Source organism: Xanthobacter autotrophicus, assembly GCF_005871085.1.
In the GTDB taxonomy this organism is placed as follows: domain Bacteria; phylum Pseudomonadota; class Alphaproteobacteria; order Rhizobiales; family Xanthobacteraceae; genus Xanthobacter; species Xanthobacter autotrophicus.
The window spans coordinates 139,834-155,509 of the sequence record NZ_VAUP01000035.1 but is presented as its reverse complement, the minus strand read 5'-3'; the positions used below and the strand labels follow the sequence as shown (position 1 = coordinate 155,509).

13 protein-coding genes are annotated in these 15,676 nt (G+C 67.8%); 4 read left to right on the top strand and 9 right to left on the bottom strand.

Annotated features, from left to right (window positions below; all coding sequences use genetic code 11):
* Positions 1–94: 94 nt before the first annotated feature.
* The 9 genes from FBQ73_RS16720 to FBQ73_RS16680 all read right to left on the bottom strand — a co-directional run bounded on the left by FBQ73_RS16720 (position 95) and on the right by FBQ73_RS16680 (position 9,526).
* Complete coding sequence (locus FBQ73_RS16720) at positions 95–1,027, bottom strand: hypothetical protein (RefSeq protein ID WP_138400626.1); 933 nt, start codon at positions 1,025–1,027, stop codon at positions 95–97.
* A complete protein-coding gene (locus tag FBQ73_RS16715) occupies positions 1,017–2,219 on the bottom strand; it encodes a tyrosine-type recombinase/integrase (protein WP_138400625.1) in 1,203 nt (400 codons plus the stop codon). The genes FBQ73_RS16720 and FBQ73_RS16715 overlap by 11 nt, the downstream gene beginning before the upstream one ends.
* Before the next feature lie 419 nt (positions 2,220–2,638).
* On the bottom strand, positions 2,639–3,988 hold the full coding sequence (locus tag FBQ73_RS16710) for a bifunctional folylpolyglutamate synthase/dihydrofolate synthase (protein ID WP_138400624.1): 1,350 nt from the start codon (positions 3,986–3,988) through the stop codon (positions 2,639–2,641).
* 51 nt (positions 3,989–4,039) lie between these two features.
* Entirely contained in the window at positions 4,040–4,933 is an 894-nt protein-coding gene (gene accD / locus FBQ73_RS16705; RefSeq protein ID WP_138400623.1) for an acetyl-CoA carboxylase, carboxyltransferase subunit beta, read from the bottom strand.
* A gap of 163 nt (positions 4,934–5,096) precedes the next feature.
* Positions 5,097–5,924 carry a tryptophan synthase subunit alpha gene (gene trpA, locus FBQ73_RS16700; protein WP_138400815.1) on the bottom strand — a complete coding sequence of 276 codons (828 nt, stop codon included), beginning with the start codon at positions 5,922–5,924 and terminating at the stop codon, positions 5,097–5,099.
* Between the two features lie 178 nt (positions 5,925–6,102).
* Entirely contained in the window at positions 6,103–6,456 is a 354-nt protein-coding gene (locus FBQ73_RS16695) for a hypothetical protein (RefSeq protein WP_138400622.1), read from the bottom strand.
* Between the two features lie 2 nt (positions 6,457–6,458).
* Positions 6,459–7,676, bottom strand: a complete 1,218-nt coding sequence (gene trpB, locus FBQ73_RS16690) for a tryptophan synthase subunit beta (protein ID WP_138400621.1) — start codon at positions 7,674–7,676, stop codon at positions 6,459–6,461.
* Positions 7,673–8,482 (bottom strand): phosphoribosylanthranilate isomerase, encoded by an 810-nt coding sequence (locus FBQ73_RS16685; protein WP_246089742.1) that lies wholly within the window; start codon positions 8,480–8,482, stop codon positions 7,673–7,675. Before FBQ73_RS16685 ends, trpB begins: the two co-directional genes overlap by 4 nt.
* A 57-nt stretch (positions 8,483–8,539) precedes the next feature.
* The gene (locus tag FBQ73_RS16680) at positions 8,540–9,526 is read right to left on the bottom strand and encodes a complex I NDUFA9 subunit family protein (RefSeq protein ID WP_138400620.1); all 987 of its coding nucleotides are present in this window, start codon (positions 9,524–9,526) and stop codon (positions 8,540–8,542) included.
* A gap of 312 nt (positions 9,527–9,838) precedes the next feature.
* On the opposite strand from FBQ73_RS16680, the gene rpsT reads away from it, so the two are divergent.
* The 4 genes from rpsT (at position 9,839) to recF (ending at position 15,489) form a co-directional block, all read left to right on the top strand.
* The gene (gene rpsT / locus FBQ73_RS16675; protein ID WP_138400619.1) at positions 9,839–10,105 is read left to right on the top strand and encodes a 30S ribosomal protein S20; all 267 of its coding nucleotides are present in this window, start codon (positions 9,839–9,841) and stop codon (positions 10,103–10,105) included.
* Positions 10,106–11,194: 1,089 nt separating this feature from the next.
* On the top strand, positions 11,195–12,715 hold the full coding sequence (gene dnaA, locus FBQ73_RS16670) for a chromosomal replication initiator protein DnaA (RefSeq protein WP_138400618.1): 1,521 nt from the start codon (positions 11,195–11,197) through the stop codon (positions 12,713–12,715).
* 423 nt (positions 12,716–13,138) lie between these two features.
* Positions 13,139–14,260 (top strand): DNA polymerase III subunit beta, encoded by a 1,122-nt coding sequence (gene dnaN, locus FBQ73_RS16665; RefSeq protein ID WP_138400617.1) that lies wholly within the window; start codon positions 13,139–13,141, stop codon positions 14,258–14,260.
* Between the two features lie 92 nt (positions 14,261–14,352).
* The gene (gene recF / locus FBQ73_RS16660) at positions 14,353–15,489 is read left to right on the top strand and encodes a DNA replication/repair protein RecF (RefSeq protein ID WP_138400616.1); all 1,137 of its coding nucleotides are present in this window, start codon (positions 14,353–14,355) and stop codon (positions 15,487–15,489) included.
* Positions 15,490–15,676 lie beyond the last annotated feature (187 nt).

The window sequence follows — 15,676 nt, the reverse complement described above, 5'->3', positions numbered from 1 at the left end:
AAGCACCGGTTCGACCCACGTTCCTCAGCGAACCGGTGGTTCGGTCACGTAAATGGCAAGAACCGGTGGTTCAAGTTCGCCTAAGTGCTTGATCCTACTTGACCCTCCTCGCCTTGAGACGGAAGTCGGCGAGCCATTCGGCGTACCACTTCTTGCTCAGGGGTCTACCGTTAAACCTGAATAGTGGAACCTCGGCTTTGGCGTCATGCTCTGCGGCCCAGCGCATGGCGAGGCGAACGCCCTCGCCGTCCGAGGCGAAGGCAATCTCCCTGAAGCGGCGCTGGGCGATTTCATTCAGGGTGTGGTGGCGTTCCGCCTTCCGGTCGGCTTGACCACCCTTCGCGCCATTCTCTCTGTTCTTCTCTGTCAGCTCCATGTGTTTCAACATGAAAACCTCATACCGCATCTTAATCCGATATTCGCTCACCAATATTCCGAGACGAAAATCGTCATTATGAATATAATAGAGGGCAAGCATATTTGCTGCATACCATACGCGGCTTAGAGGGCTTGTCAGATGAACCGCCGCCAGCTCGAAGATCGCGAGATGGGCGTTTTCGGGATCGTTAGCGTGCAACGCCTTGATCTTCTCCCCTCCCACGATGCTCGCAAGTCGCGCTAACAGCTCAGCGGTAGGTCCTGCCCCGCCATCTGCCCAGCCATGGGCATGAAGCACCCCCATGCATTGGAAATACAAATCCAGATCGTCGAAATCCTTGATCTGCATTGCGGTAAACCCGCCCGGCCATTCACCGTGGCGAAACTCGGTTATCCCTCTGTCTACGTCGTGCGACGCGATCCCCGACGTGACGAAAGGGCCGATATCCTCCAGCTCGGGGTGACCGGGGAATTCCAGTTGGTCGTCAGGCGGCGGGTAGGCAATCCAGACCTGTTCCGGGTCCTGTGAAGGATCTTCCCCGCTTGCGGTAAGGAGGATGCGGCGGGGCGAAACCTTTACAAACTCCCGCCCGCCCAGCCGCATCTTCGGAAACTGGTCCAGGCTGAAGCGATCAATCTTATCTGCCATCGTCGCCTCGTTCTTCGTGTGCCGTTCCATTGCTCTTCGTCACGTGCTGCGCCCACCGCTCCATCAGGGCCCGGCGCTGGTCGAGAAAGTCCGTCCGCCGATAGGCGCGTTCGACTGCGCCACCGACCGTATGCCCGAGCACTGTCTCGGCGACGTCGTGGGGCGTTTCAGTCGCTTCAGCGATCCAATCCCGCAGGCTGGAGCGGAAGCCGTGCGGTCGCGCCTCAAGGCCAGCGCGCTCCATGAAGCGGCCCATCGTCATGTCCGAGATGACGCCCTTGCGTTGGCTCGGGAGCAGGTAGCCACCGCGCGCGAGCGGTCGCGCCTGTTCGATGATCGCCAACGCCGCGCCTGTCAGGGGCACCCGGAAATCGGGCGTCCGGTCCTTCCGGCCCTTCATCGCCTCGCCGGGAATGGTCCAGACGTCACCGGCGATCTGGTCTTCCCGGATGAACCGCAGCGGTCCGGATCGCACGCCCGTCAGGATGAGAAGGCGCAGCGCCAGGTGCGTCACCGTCCCTTCGTTCAGGCTGGCGTAGAAGCCCGGAACCTCGCCCCACGGCATGGCGGGGATGTTCTCGGGCTTGTGCCGCTGCTGTCCGAGCAGGGCGCGCGCCTTTTCGGTCGCCTGCAGGTCCACGTCGAGACCGAGCGCCGCGGCGTGCTTTAGGCAGAGGCCGAGCCGGCTCAGGGCCTTTTGTGCCGTTTCGGCTTTGACGTGCCAGATGGGCGCCAGGGTGTCGCGGATGTCCTTCTGGTCAATGTCGGCGACGGGCACGCTTCCAAGCTTCGGCAGGACGTGGAGTTCGAGTGGCGTGAACCACCGGCCGGCCTTGCCGTCGCCCTTCAGTTCGGCCTTTCGGCTCTCGAAGGCGTCGAGGGCGATGTCCTTCAGATAGTGCAGCGTGCGCGCCGCCTCCCGTCGTTCACGTTCCCGTTCCTTGATCGGGTCGAGGCTCTGCCGCACCACGGCGCGCCCGCGGTCGGCCGCCTCTCGCGCCTCCCTCAATGACACGTCGGTTGCGGCCCCCAGCCCCATTTCCCGGCGCCGGCCGTGCACCGTGAAGCGAAAGAACCATTGGGCGCCGCCGTCGAGCCGCTTGTGGAGCCAAAGGCCGCCCCCGTCGGCATGCTTCCCGGCGGCGGCTGATCGAACGGCGATCGCCGACAAACGGTTCAATCCGCGCCCCATTTCAATCCACCCGCCAATCCACCTTTTGAGCCGCGATGAGTTGATCACGGACGATAGCGGATGATTGCGAACGAAACAAGAACGAGATCCTGAGTCAACAGGATAGATTTCGCCTGAGAGATGGCGATTTACGCTGATATTACAATGTGATGCAGACCGCCCGCACCATTTTCTTCTCTTCACGCTGCGCGGCCTTCGGCCGCTTCGCTCCAGAGGGGGCGCCGAAACGTCGGCGGCGGCCATTCGGCCTTGCGAACCCTGCGGGTTCGAAATCGGTCCGCCAGAGCGCACCATTCTCGGTCGCGCGCCGCCGCCCGCCCGCGTGCTTCCGCCTGCACGCGGTGGGCAGGGCGGAAAGGGGCACCAGCAGGTTTCGCCTTCGTCTTCGCGTGAGACGAAGGCCGTTTCAGGCGGGACGGTCAGGCCGGCTCGGCGCCGTTGGCGGCAAGCACTGCCCCGGCGAGATAGAGGGAGCCGGAGATCAGCACCCGGGGCGGCGGCACCTGCGAGGTGCGGGTGATGCTGTCGAGGGCGCTGCCCACGTCGCGGGCGACCCGCGCCGACATGCCGAGGCCCATGGCGGCGGCCGCCACGTCCTCGGGCTTGAGGCCGGCATGCTCGCCGGGCACCGGCACGGCGATGGCCTCCCGCACCAGCCCGGCAAAGGGGGCGAGGAAGCCGGTGACATCCTTGGTGCCCAGCATGCCGAGGATGAGCACGAGCGGGCGCGAATAGCGCTCCTCCAGCTCGCACAAAGCGTGGGCGAGGGCGGCCCCACCGGCGGCATTGTGCCCGCCGTCGAGCCACACCTCCACGCCCGCCGGCGCCCGCGCCACCAGCGGTCCCGAGGGCAGGCGCTGGAGCCGCGCCGGCCAGTCGGCCTGGAGGATGCCGGCCTCGTGCGCCGCCGGCAGCTTCACTGCCCTGAGCGTCGCCACCGCAAGGCCCGCATTGTCGATCTGGTGCGGCCCCACGAGGCGCGGGCGCGGCAAATCGAGCAGCCCGTCCTCGTCGGCATAGACGAGGCGGCCCGCTTCCTCGCTGACGTTCCATTGCTGGCCGCGCACGAACAAGGGCGCGAGCTTCTTCGCCGCCGCCCGCTCGATGACGGCGAGCGCCTCCGGCACCTGCGAGCCCACCACCACCGGGCGGCGCGGCTTGATGATGCCCGCCTTCTCGCCGGCAATGGCCTCCACCGAGGTGCCGAGGAAATCCACATGGTCGATGGAGACGGGGGTGATCACGCTCGCCAGCGGCTCGGCCACCAGATTGGTGGCGTCGAGCCGGCCGCCGAGGCCCACCTCCAGCAGCAGCACGTCGGCCGGATGCTCGGCGAACAACAGGAAGGCCGCCGCCGTGGTGATCTCGAACAGGGTGATGGGCTGGCCGGCATTGGCCGTCTCGGTCCGGTCGAGGGCCTCGGCGAGGGCCTCGTCGGACACCAGCACGCCGCCCCCCGGCGCGCCGAGGCGGATGCGCTCGTTGAAGCGCACCAGATGGGGCGAGGTGTAGACGTGCACCCGCTGGCCCGCCGCCTCCAGCATGGCACGCATGAAGGCGATGGTGGAGCCCTTGCCGTTGGTCCCGGCCACATGGATCGTGGGCGGCAGACGCCGTTCCGGATTGCCGAGGGCATCCAGCAGCCGGCCCATCCGCGCCAGGGACAGGTCGATCTTCTTGGGATGGAGCGCGGCGAGGCGAGTAAGGATCTCGTCGGTGGCGCGGGCGGGCGGGGGAAAGGGTAAGGGGCGGGGCAGGGCCATGGTCATTCTCGCGCGGGCGCGGCAATTAAGATGCCGGCGCCCGCTGGGGCGTCCTCGTCAGGCCGCTTCGGGGCGGGGCAGGCGACCCTTGGGCGGCAGGGCCGGCGCCTTCATGAGCATGCGGCACAGGCGCCCCAGCGTGTCTCGCATCTGGTGGCGATGCACCACCATGTCGAGCATGCCGTGCTCGTGCAGGTATTCGGCGCGCTGGAAGCCGTCGGGCAGCTTCTCGCGGATGGTCTGCTCGATCACGCGGGGGCCGGCGAAGCCGATGAGGGCGCCGGGCTCGGCGATCTGGATGTCGCCCAGCATGGCGTAGGAGGCTGTGACCCCGCCCGTGGTGGGGTTGGTGAGCACGACGATGTAGGGCTTCTTGGTCTCGCGCAGTTCCTGGATGGCGGCGGTGGTGCGCGGCATCTGCATGAGGGACAGAATGCCCTCCTGCATGCGCGCGCCACCCGAGGCCGCGAACATGATGAAGGGCGTGCCCTTCTCTGCGGCGGTCTGGAGCCCCTTCACCACAGCCTCGCCGGCGGCCATGCCCAGCGAGCCGCCCATGAAGCCGAAATCCTGCACGGCGATGGTTACGGGCAGCTCGGTGAGCATGCCGGTCGCCACCTTCACCGCATCCTGGTAGCCGGTCTTGGTGCGGGCATCCTTCAGGCGGTCGATGTAGCGGCGCTCGTCGCGGAATTTCAGCGGGTCGGTGGCCACCTCCGGCAGCGCCACTTCTTCGTAGGCGCCGTCGTCGAAGGTGGCTTTCAGCCGCTTCACCGCATCCATGCGCATATGGTAGCCGGATGCGGGGATGACGTAGAGGTTGGCCTCCAGGTCCTTGTGGAACACCATCTGCCCGGTTTCGGGGCACTTCACCCAGAGGTTCTCGGGGACCTCGCGGCGCGCCAGGAAATCGCGGATCTTCGGGCGGACGACGTTGGAAATCCAGTTCACGGGCGATCTCCGGAAGGCGGGCGGACAGCCGCGCTGCGGCGCACACCAATATGCTTCCATGTAATGGCAAGCGCGACGCGGCGAAAGTGCGGCAGGACGAAGCCGGGCCGCACATTCGTCCACTCAGGTGCCTCCATCGCCCGGCTTCGGTGGCGCAGGCGCTTCAGCGCTTGATGGAACGCACCGCTTCGGCCAGTTCGCTCACCAGGGCTTCCACCCCCGGCAGGGTATTGGCGGTGGCGTGGCCCTCGGCATCGAGGGTGCGGCGGACCACCTCCACCAGGGCGGAACCCACCACCACCGCGTCGGCACCGGCGGCGATGGCCTTGGCCTGCTCCGGCGTCCGCACACCGAAGCCTACCGCCACCGGCAGGTCGGTGTGGGACTTGATGCGGGCGACGGCGGCGGCCACCAGGTCCGCGTCCGGCGTCGCCGAGCCGGTGATGCCGGTGATGGAGACGTAATAGACGAAGCCCGCCGTGTGCTCGAGCACGGTCGGCAGGCGCTTGTCGTCGGTGGTGGGGGTGGCGAGGCGGATGAAGTCGAGCCCGGCGTTGAGCGCCGGCAGGCAGAGTTCATCGTCCTCTTCCGGCGGCAGGTCCACCACGATGAGGCCGTCCACGCCCGCCGCCCTGGCGTCGGTGAGGAAGCGGTCCACGCCATAGACGTAGATGGGATTGAAATAGCCCATGAGCACCACCGGGGTGGTGGTGTCCTCGGTGCGGAAGACGCGGACCATCTCGATGGTCTTGGCCAGGGTCTGGCCGGCCTTGAGGGCGCGCAGGCCCGCTGCCTGGATGGCCGGGCCGTCGGCCATGGGATCGGTGAAGGGAATGCCCAGCTCGATCACGTCCGCACCGGCCCCGGGCAGCGCCTTGAGGATGGCGAGGGAAGTCTCCCCGTCCGGGTCGCCCGCCGTAACGAAGGTGACGAGGCCGGGGCGGCCTTCCTCTTTCAGCGCGGCGAAACGGGTGGAGATGCGCGTGGTCACCTGGGTGGTCATGGGCCTGCCTGGATAAAAGAACGGACGAGGGCGCGGGACAAAGGTCCTGAGGGACTGCGCGCCTTAAACCTGTGGCCCGTGAGCTTGGCTCTTGGGACACGGGCCAAGCCGGCGCGGGACTTGAGCGTACCCACTTGGCATCGGTCAACGACCGAGGCCGATGGCCTTATTTGTGGCCGGTGATGGCGCAGGTGGCGCGGTTCGCCGACGTGCCGCCGAGCAGGCGCACCTGATCACTCCCCGTCACCCCGGGTACGATGGAGAACAAGGTGGTGGACGACTTGCCCAGCGCGCGGTTGCCGGCGAAGAACTCGCAGGCGACGTAAGTCTCCGAGATCGGCGCCGTTGTGCCGTTCTTCACCGAGACCGAGATGAAGGCGCCCGCCGGATCGGTGACCACCTTGCCGGTGGTCAACTGGAGGGCGGCGGTCTGCGCCGCTGCCGGCGCGGCAAAGCCCGCAACACCGGCACCAATGCCGACGGCCACACTCAAGGCGAGAACGGTGGAGAACGACTTCATGGCTACGCCCCCAGGCTGGTGCCGAGAATTTCCGCCACCTGGGGCACATCCTTGTCCCCACGGCCGGACAGGTTGACCACCATCAGGTGATCCTTGGGCAGCTTGGGCGCAAGCTCGACCACCTTGGCGATGGCATGGGCCGATTCCAGCGCCGGAATGATGCCCTCGAGCCGGGTGAGCAGCTGGAAGGCATCCAGCGCCTCCTGGTCGGTGCAGGAGAGGTAGGTCACGCGGCCCACGTCGTTGAGCCAGGAATGCTCCGGCCCGATGCCCGGATAATCGAGGCCGGCCGAGATGGAATGGGCCTCGGTGATCTGGCCGTCGCCGTCCATGAGCAGATAGGTGCGGTTGCCGTGCAGCACCCCCGGCCGCCCGCCGGCGATGGAGGCGGCATGCTCATGGGTGTCGAGGCCGCGTCCCGCCGCTTCAACCCCGAAGATCTCCACGGTGGGATCGTCGAGGAAGGGATGGAACAGGCCCATGGCGTTGGAGCCGCCGCCCACGCAGGCGATCAGGCTGTCCGGCAGCCGGCCTTCCATCTCCTGCATCTGCTCGCGGGTCTCGCGGCCGATGATGGACTGGAAGTCGCGCACCATGGCCGGATAGGGGTGCGGCCCCGCCACCGTGCCGATGCAATAGAAGGTGTCGTGCACGTTGGTGACCCAGTCGCGCAGCGCCTCGTTCATGGCGTCCTTCAGGGTGCGCGAGCCGGACTGCACCGCGACCACCTCGGCGCCCAGCATCTTCATGCGGAACACGTTGGGGGCTTGGCGCTCCACGTCCACGGCGCCCATGTAGACCACGCACTTCAGGCCGAAGCGGGCGCACATGGTGGCGGTGGCGACGCCGTGCTGGCCGGCGCCGGTCTCGGCGATGATCCGCTCCTTGCCCATGCGGCGGGCGAGCAGGATCTGGCCGAGCACGTTGTTCACCTTGTGGGAGCCGGTATGGTTCAGCTCCTCGCGCTTCAGGTAGACCTTGGCGCCGCCGAGATGGTCGGTGAGGCGCTCGGCGAAATAGAGCGGGGAGGGGCGACCCACATAGTGGGTGAGGTAGCCCGCCATCTCGGCGTGATAGGCGGGGTCCACCTTCGCCGCCTCGTAGGCCTGCTCCAGCTCCAGGATCAGCGGCATCAGGGTCTCGGCGACGAAACGCCCGCCATGGATGCCGAAGTGACCCCGGAAATCGGGGCCGGTGCGATAGGAATTGAGAGCGGTCACGACGCACGCACTTTCGATGAGAGATCTTCAGGCCCCAGCGCCGTTTTCGCGCGGGTCGGTTCAGCTTCGGCCGGATGGTCGGGCAGGCGGGCTTCCGGGAGGCGGGCCTCGGTGCGCCGGACCGCCGCGACGAAGGCGCGGATCTTGTCCGGTGACTTCACGCCGGGGGCATCTTCCACGCCAGACGATACGTCCACCCCGTCCATCCGGACCTCGGAAAGGGCCTGCGACACATTGTCGACAGTGAGGCCACCGGAAAGCATGAGCGGACGGGCGGCGTCAAGGCCGGCGACGAGCCGCCAGTCGAACGGACGGCCGTTGCCGCCGGGCAATAGGGCGCCGGGATCGGGCTTGGCGTCGAACAGGATCAGGTCGGCCACGGCGGCGAAATCCGGCAGGGGCGCGAGGTCCTCGCGCCGGCCCACCGGCAGCGCCTTCATGACCGGAAGGCCGAAGGTGGCGCGGATGGCGGCGACGCGCTCCGGGCTCTCGTGGCCGTGCAACTGGAGGAGATCGGGGGCGAAGGCGGCCACCACCTGCGCCAAAAGGGCGTCGTCGGGGTCCACCAGCAGCGCCACCTTGCGCGCCCGCCCTTCCACCCGCGCCACGAGGCGAGGGGCGTCGGTGAGGGAAAGGTGGCGCGGGCTTTTGGCGAAATGGACGAAGCCCACCAGGTCGGCGCCCGCATCCAGCGCCGCGTCGAGGGCGTCCGCGGTCTTGATGCCGCAGATCTTCACGTCGAGGTGCCGCCCGTCGTGGCTCCTTGGGGCGCGGTTTGGTGCGTCGCGGTTTGCTGCGTCGCTCATCGTCTCAACCTTGCGCGCGCCGTTTTGGGCTCAGATCCCGGCCCCGGCGCATGGGGATCACGTCTCCACTTGGGTGAACTGGCCGGCCTTGCGGAAGCGCCAGAGATAGGTGGGCAGCACGGTTGCAAGCGCGGTGGGGGTGATGTCGAGGCCGGCGAAGGTGCGGCCCTCGGCCTTGGCGGCGTCGGAAACCACATTGTCCGCGCGCAACATGGCCACCTGGTCGGTGGTGAGCGGCGCGCCCGGCGCCCACTGGGTGAGGCGGGCGGCGAGGTTGGCGAGGCCGAACGGCAGATCCACCAGCAGGCGCTTGTGGCCGATCTCGCGCAGCATCAGTTCCATGAGTTCGCGGAAGGTGCGCACCTGCGGTCCGCCCAGTTCGTAGGTGGTGGCGGCCTTGGCCTTGCCGTCCACCGCGCTGAGCACGGCCGCAGCCACGTCGCCCACGAACACCGGCTGGAAGCGCGTCACCCCGCCGCCGATCAGCGGCAGCACCGGAGAGAGGCGCGACATGGCGGCGAAGCGGTTGAAGAATTCGTCTTCCTGGCCGAACACCAGGGATGGCCGCAGGATGATGGCGTCCGGCACGGCGGCGCGCACGGCGGCTTCGCCTTCGGCCTTGCTGCGGCCATAGCCGGAGGGGGAATTGGCATCAGCGCCGATGGCGGAGACATGCACCAGCGGCGCATCTTCCCGGGCCGCAGCCTGGGCGATGGCCTGGGCGCCGAAGGCATGGACCGCATCGAAGCTCTGGCGGCCGGACTGGGCCAGCACGCCCACGAGGTTCACCACCGCCTCGGCACCGTCCACCGCGCGGGCGACACTCTCGGGATAGCGCACGTTGGCCTGGCTGACCTGGATCTGGCCGACGAAGCCGAGGGGCTGGAGGAAGCCTGCCAGCTCCGGCCGCCGCACAGCCACGCGCACGCGATAGCCGCGCATGGCGAGCGCCCGCACCACGTGCCGCCCGAGGAAGCCGGAGCCGCCGAACACGGTCACAAGGCTGTCGTTCACAGGACGATCGGTCACCGTCACATCGCTCATGCCGAACCCCCGCTCGCCGGCATCCCGCCGGTCCCCTGTCGTGGTGGATGTGCGAGCCCGCTTCCACGGTCCCGCACCGCTCCTATATAGAGTGCGTCGAGCACATACGCGATGCGGGACCCCTCCGTAAAGGCGCCGCGATGCCGCCCTCGGGTGAGCCCGCGCGCACTGAAGAGTTGACGCGGCCGCGCTGCGACACTATAAGCCCGGCACTTCGCTGGCGGTCTTGCCGCCGGCTTTTCACCCATTCATGCGCGACGCGGAGGGGCCATACGGGCCGCAAAGCCGGGCGCGAACCAGCAAGGACGGCCGATGGCCAATACGCCTTCCGCCAAGAAAGCGGTGCGCAAGATCGAGCGCCGCACCGAAGTGAACCGGTCTCGCCGCTCCCGCGTGCGCACCTACCTGCGCAAGCTCGAGGACGCGCTCACGGCCGGTGATGCCACCGCCGCCACGGCGGCGTTCCAGGCGGCGGAGCCTGAGATCATGCGCGCCGTCACCAAGGGCGTGCTGCACAAGAACACCGCGTCCCGCAAGGTCTCGCGCCTTGCCGCCCGCGTGAAGAAGCTCAGCGCTTGATTTAGATCAATCAAGATTGCTGTCTTACTGTAAAGGCCCGGCTTAGCCGGGCCTTTTTGCTTGGTGCAGTCCAGAGGTGGCAGGTACCGGGTTCTTCATCTCCCGGCGGTGGTGATCCCGATTCTCGGCAACCGTCAAGTCCTGCTTTCCGCCCGGCTGTGGAGGGCGCGTCGGCCCCGCCGCGGACCGATCAGAAAAACAACATCCGCGTGAAAGGCTTAACGGCTAAAGGCCGGAAGACGCCAAAGCGGACCCATTTCAGGGGTAGGAAAACACCGCGCCGCGCGGCGATATTTCGCGTCCGTCGGCCACTGCCGCCGCCCGGAATCTCACTGTCGCGACAGAGGTTTGCCGGCTGATATCGAGCGGCGGTGCGGCTCGGCGGCGGCCTGGCTTGTACCCGTTATCCCATGGGGCAGGGGAAAGGCGTTGCACCCCCCAAAGCGGCTGTGTATGTTCAATCTCACTCCGGGAGCGACACTGGGGTTCACCGACAGAATGAAGTTTTCACGGCTCTTCGTGCATGAGGAGGGATAGCTGTGTCTGTATTCTTTCACCGCCCTCCCTTTGGTTGCTGTCCCGTGAATGCGTGTAGCCTTCGTTCCGTCGAGCTATGCTGAGAGTGATTGTCTGGTCCCAGTTCTCAGCGTGTTTTAGAACAAACAAAAATCTGATTAATTCTAACGGCCGCCGATGTCTCGTCGGCGGAAATGGGGCGGCTATGACTTCTGGCACACAAGCGGCAGCGGATGCAGCGGCACATCAAGCTCACCTTCCGGCTGCCTCGCGTTGCGTTCCGATCGTCGGGAGTCTCGGCCTCGAGTTCATCTGTGCCTCGCCCCCTTCTCCCGGCAAGGATCGCGCATGAATTTGCGCTGATGCCGTGATCGCGTCCCACGGACGCACCTGAAAACACCGCTCTCATTTTGCGAAAGTGCGCGCAGCCCGAAAGGGCGCGGACGGCTTTTGCGTCACCAACCAGGGAACCGCGTTGAACGCGGTCGGAGCTCCATGCTCAAACCTCATGCGCCGGACGCCCGTCGCGCCGGATCGAACGCGTTTCAGCCAGCCCTTGCGGAGACTGCCGGAATGGAATGCGCGACGACCGCGACGACCCCTTGGGAGCGCGTCCGTCAGCGCCTGCGCGAAGAGATCGGCGAAGAGAAGTTCACCAGCTGGTTCGCCCGCATGGATCTCGACAAGCTGACCGCCGACGCGGTTCTGCTCTCCGTCCCCACGCGCTTCCTCAAGTCGTGGATTCAAGAGAATTATCTGCCCCGCATCGCCGACATCTGGGCGGAAGAGAGCGGCGCGAAGCGGCGGGTGGACCTTGCCGTCCGCAATGCGTTTGCCCGTCCCGTGGCGCTCAAGGCGGCCACGGTGCGTGAAGTGGTGTCCGAGCGCACCGACCTGCGCTCCGACGATAGCCGGTCGCAGGCCGGCCGGGCCGCCGAAGCCCGATCCTCCGATGCCCGGTCCACCGACGGACGCGGCGCCGAAGCGCGGGGCGCTGAGTCGCGGGCTGCATCGTCGGCCCTGTCCGATGCGGCGGCGGGGGACGTGGCCTCCGGCTCTCCCCTCGACGCCCGCCTCACCTTCGAGACCTTCGTGGTGGGCAAGTCCAATTCACTGGCCTTCGCCGCCGCCAAGCAGGTGGCCGAGAGCGCTCCCGGCTCGGCCCCGGTGTTCAACCCGCTCTATCTCCATGCGGCCGTCGGCCTCGGCAAGACGCACCTGTTGCAGGCCATCGCCCGGGCCGGCGCGGTGGGCGGCCGGCGCACCACGTACCTCACTGCCGAGCGCTTCATGTACGGCTTCGTCGCCGCCCTGAAGACCCATTCGGCCATCGCCTTCAAGGATGCCCTGCGCACCATCGACACGCTGGTGATCGACGACCTGCAGTTCCTGAAGGGCAACAATCTCCAGCAGGAATTTTGCCACACCCTCAACGCCCTGCTCGACGGCGGGCGGCAGGTGGTGGTGGCGGCGGACTGTCTGCCCGGCGAACTGGAGCATCTCGACGAGCGGGTGCGCTCGCGCCTCGCCGGCGGTCTGGTGGTGGAACTGGCCGCGCTGGAAGAAGATCTGCGCCTCGAGATCCTCAAGGCGCGCTACCAGACCCTGACCGAGCAGCACCCCGGCTTCGCCGTGCCGGCGCCGGTGCTGGAGTTCCTGGCCCGCAGCGTCGGCCAGAGCGGGCGCGACCTCGACGGCGCGCTCAACAAGCTGCTGGCCTTCAACCAGCTCACCGGCGAGCCGGTGACGCTGGAGATGGCGGAAAATGCGGTCAAGGACCTCATCCGCCCCACCGATCCCAAGCGGGTGCGGGTGGACGACATCCTGCGCGTGGTGGCCAAGCACTATAACGTGTCGCGCGCGGACCTCCTGTCCCAGCGCCGCACCGCCACCGTGGTGAAGCCGCGCCAGATCGCCATGTATCTGGCCAAGACCCTCACGCTGCGCTCGCTGCCGGAAATCGGCCGGCGCTTCGGCGGTCGCGACCACACCACCGTGCTGCACGCGGTGCGCAAGATTGATGGCCTCGTCAACGCCGACCGGGCGCTGGCCGAGGAAATCGAGGTTCTCAAGCGCCTCGCCCTGGAAGCCTGAGCGGGTCTTCATCGACCAACCGGGCCCATGGCCCCCGAATCCGGCGCCTGACGGCGCCGTTTTCGTTTGTGCCGCCCCCGGCGGATCAGGGCCTCTCCAGCGGCTGCTTCAGCCGTGTGGGTGCGGGTTGCGGTGGATCCTGGGGGCGTGGGCGGCGCCACACAGCAAAAATAAGCCAGTCGCCCTTGCCTTGGCGCGCCTTGGGCGGCAATGTCTGCGGCCCGGCATCCGTCTCCCGGCGGGTGCCAGCGCGACGCTTCCTGCGTTCCGCGCAATCGCCACTTGGCGCGCGATCCACCTTGCCCGCGACAGCGGGGGAGGGCGGAGCGGGCGCCGTCCCCGAACGACGAGGCGGACCCACCGGCGGGACGTAGGCGCCCGTGGCAGGCCGGCTCCAGAGCGAAGAGTGAACGGGCCAGGACCATGAAGGTCACCGTCGAGCGCGCCGAGCTTCTCAAATCGCTCAGCCACGTCCACCGCGTCGTCGAGCGGCGCAACACCATTCCGATCCTCGCCAACGTGCTGATCAAGGCGGGCAAGAACGGGCTGGAGCTGAAAGCCACCGACCTCGACCTGGAGGTGGTGGAGATCGTTCCGGCCGAGACCGGCCAGGCGGGGGCCACCACCGTGCCCGCCCATGTGCTCTACGACATCGTGCGCAAACTGCCCGAGGGCGCGCAGGTGCAACTGGAGGCGGGCGGCGAGCGCGGCACCCTCACCGTCAAGGCGTCCCGCGCCCGATTCTCGCTCCAGACTTTGCCCGAGGCCGACTTTCCGGACCTCGCGGCGGGCGAATTCTCCCATACCTTCAAGGTGAAGGGCGCGGACTTCCGGCGCCTGGTGGACAAGACCCAGTTCGCCATCTCCACCGAGGAGACGCGCTATTACCTGAACGGCATCTATCTCCACGTCACCGAGGGCGCCGGCGGCAAGTCGATGCTGCGGGCGGTCGCCACCGACGGCCACCGCCTCGCCCAGGCCGAGCTGGAGGCGCCGGCAGGCGCGGCCGGCCTGCCCGGCGTCATCGTGCCGCGCAAGACCGTGGCGGAGATCCAGAAGCTGCTGGAGGACAAGGAGGCGGAGGCCACCGTCTCGCTCTCCACCACCAAGATCCGGGTGCAGGTGGGCTCCATCGTGCTCACCTCCAAGCTCATCGACGGCACCTTCCCCGATTATGGAAGGGTGATTCCCCAGGGCAACGACAAGACCCTGATCGTGGACAAGGACGAGTTCGCCGCCGCGGTGGACCGCGTCTCCACCGTGTCCAGCGAGCGCGGGCGCGCGGTGAAGCTGTCGCTGGCCGAGGGCAAGATGACGCTCTCCGTCACCAATCCCGATTCGGGCAGCGCCACCGAGGAGCTGGAGGTGGACTACACCGCCGAGCCCCTCGATATCGGCTTCAACTCCCGTTACCTGCTGGACATCACCTCGCAGCTGGAAGGCGACACAGCTGAACTGAAGCTGGCCGACCCCGGCTCACCCACGCTGGTGCGCGATTCCACCCGGACGGATGCGCTCTACGTGCTCATGCCCATGCGGGTGTGAGTACGGCGGGTGTGAGGTTGGCGACCGACGCCACGCTGAACTGTGTTCCCGCGGGACCGGCCGCATCCGACGGAAGACCGGCCGAAAGGTTCATGCCCCACGCCGCCATCCGCAAGCTCACCCTCACCGCCTTCCGGTCCTATCCGTCGGCGCAGGTGAGGGTTGAGGACGGACCGGTGGTGCTCACCGGTCCGAACGGCGCGGGCAAGACCAATATTCTGGAGGCCTTGTCCTTCCTCTCCCCCGGCCGGGGGCTGCGCCGTGCCCAGCTGGGCGATGTGGGCCATCGCGCGCCGGGCGCCGCCGGCGAGGTGCCGTGGGCGGTCTCCGCGCTGGTTGACGGCGCGCTGGGCGAGGTCCGTCTCGGCACTGGCCACGATCCGGCGCAGGAGGGCGGGGTGCGACGCTGCCGCATCGACGGCGAGGGAGTGCCCTCCGCCAACGCCTTCCTCGACCATCTGAAAGTGCTGTGGCTGACGCCGGAGATGGACGGCCTGTTCCTCGGCCCCCCCGGCGACCGGCGGCGCTATCTCGACCGGCTGGTGCTGGCGGTGGATGGCGCCCACGGCACCCGGGTCAACGGCCTGGAACGGGCGCTGCGCTCGCGCAACCGGCTGTTGGAGGAGAACGGCTCGGCGCGCTTCCTCGATGCGGTAGAGCATGAGGTGGCGGAGTTGGCCGTGGCGGTGGCGGCAGCGCGGCTGGAGACGGTGGCCCGCCTTGGCGCCGAGATCGCCGCCCACCGCGACGACGCCTCCCTCTTCCCCTTCGCCGAGCTGGCTCTCGACGGGGTGGTGGAGCGGCTGATCGCCCATTTTCCGGCGCTGGAGGTGGAGGACCGCTACCGCGTCCTCCTGCGCGACAACCGTCCGCGCGACCGGGCGGCGGGCCGCACGCTGGAAGGGCCGCACCTCACCGATCTGTCGGTGAGCCATGGCGAGAAGCAATTGCCCGCCGCGCGCTGCTCCACCGGCGAGCAGAAATCCCTGCTCATCGGCCTCACCCTGTCCCATGCGCGGCTGGTGGCCTCCATGCAGGGGTTCTCGCCTATTTTGCTGCTGGATGATGTGGTGGCCTATCTCGACTCGGCGCGCCGCACCGGCCTGTTCGAGGCCCTGGCCCGCCTCGGCGCGCAGGCCTGGATGACGGGTGCCGACCCCACCGCCTTCGTCGCGCTGGACCGCGCCGAGCGCTTCGAAGTGGCGCCGGGCACGATTGGGCGGGCCTGAGGGGCGGTCATCTTTCGAGGGTGTATCCGCGGACGCATGCAGCGTCAGCGCAATGCGCGCCGGCCGTTCCTGCCTCATCGGCCAATCGCAGCTCGATTTTGGAACGAGGCGCCGTCGGCCCCCTCTCCCGCGTGCGGGGGAGGGTTGGGGAGGGGGCAGACCCTCGCCAAGAGGCACCGGCGGCACC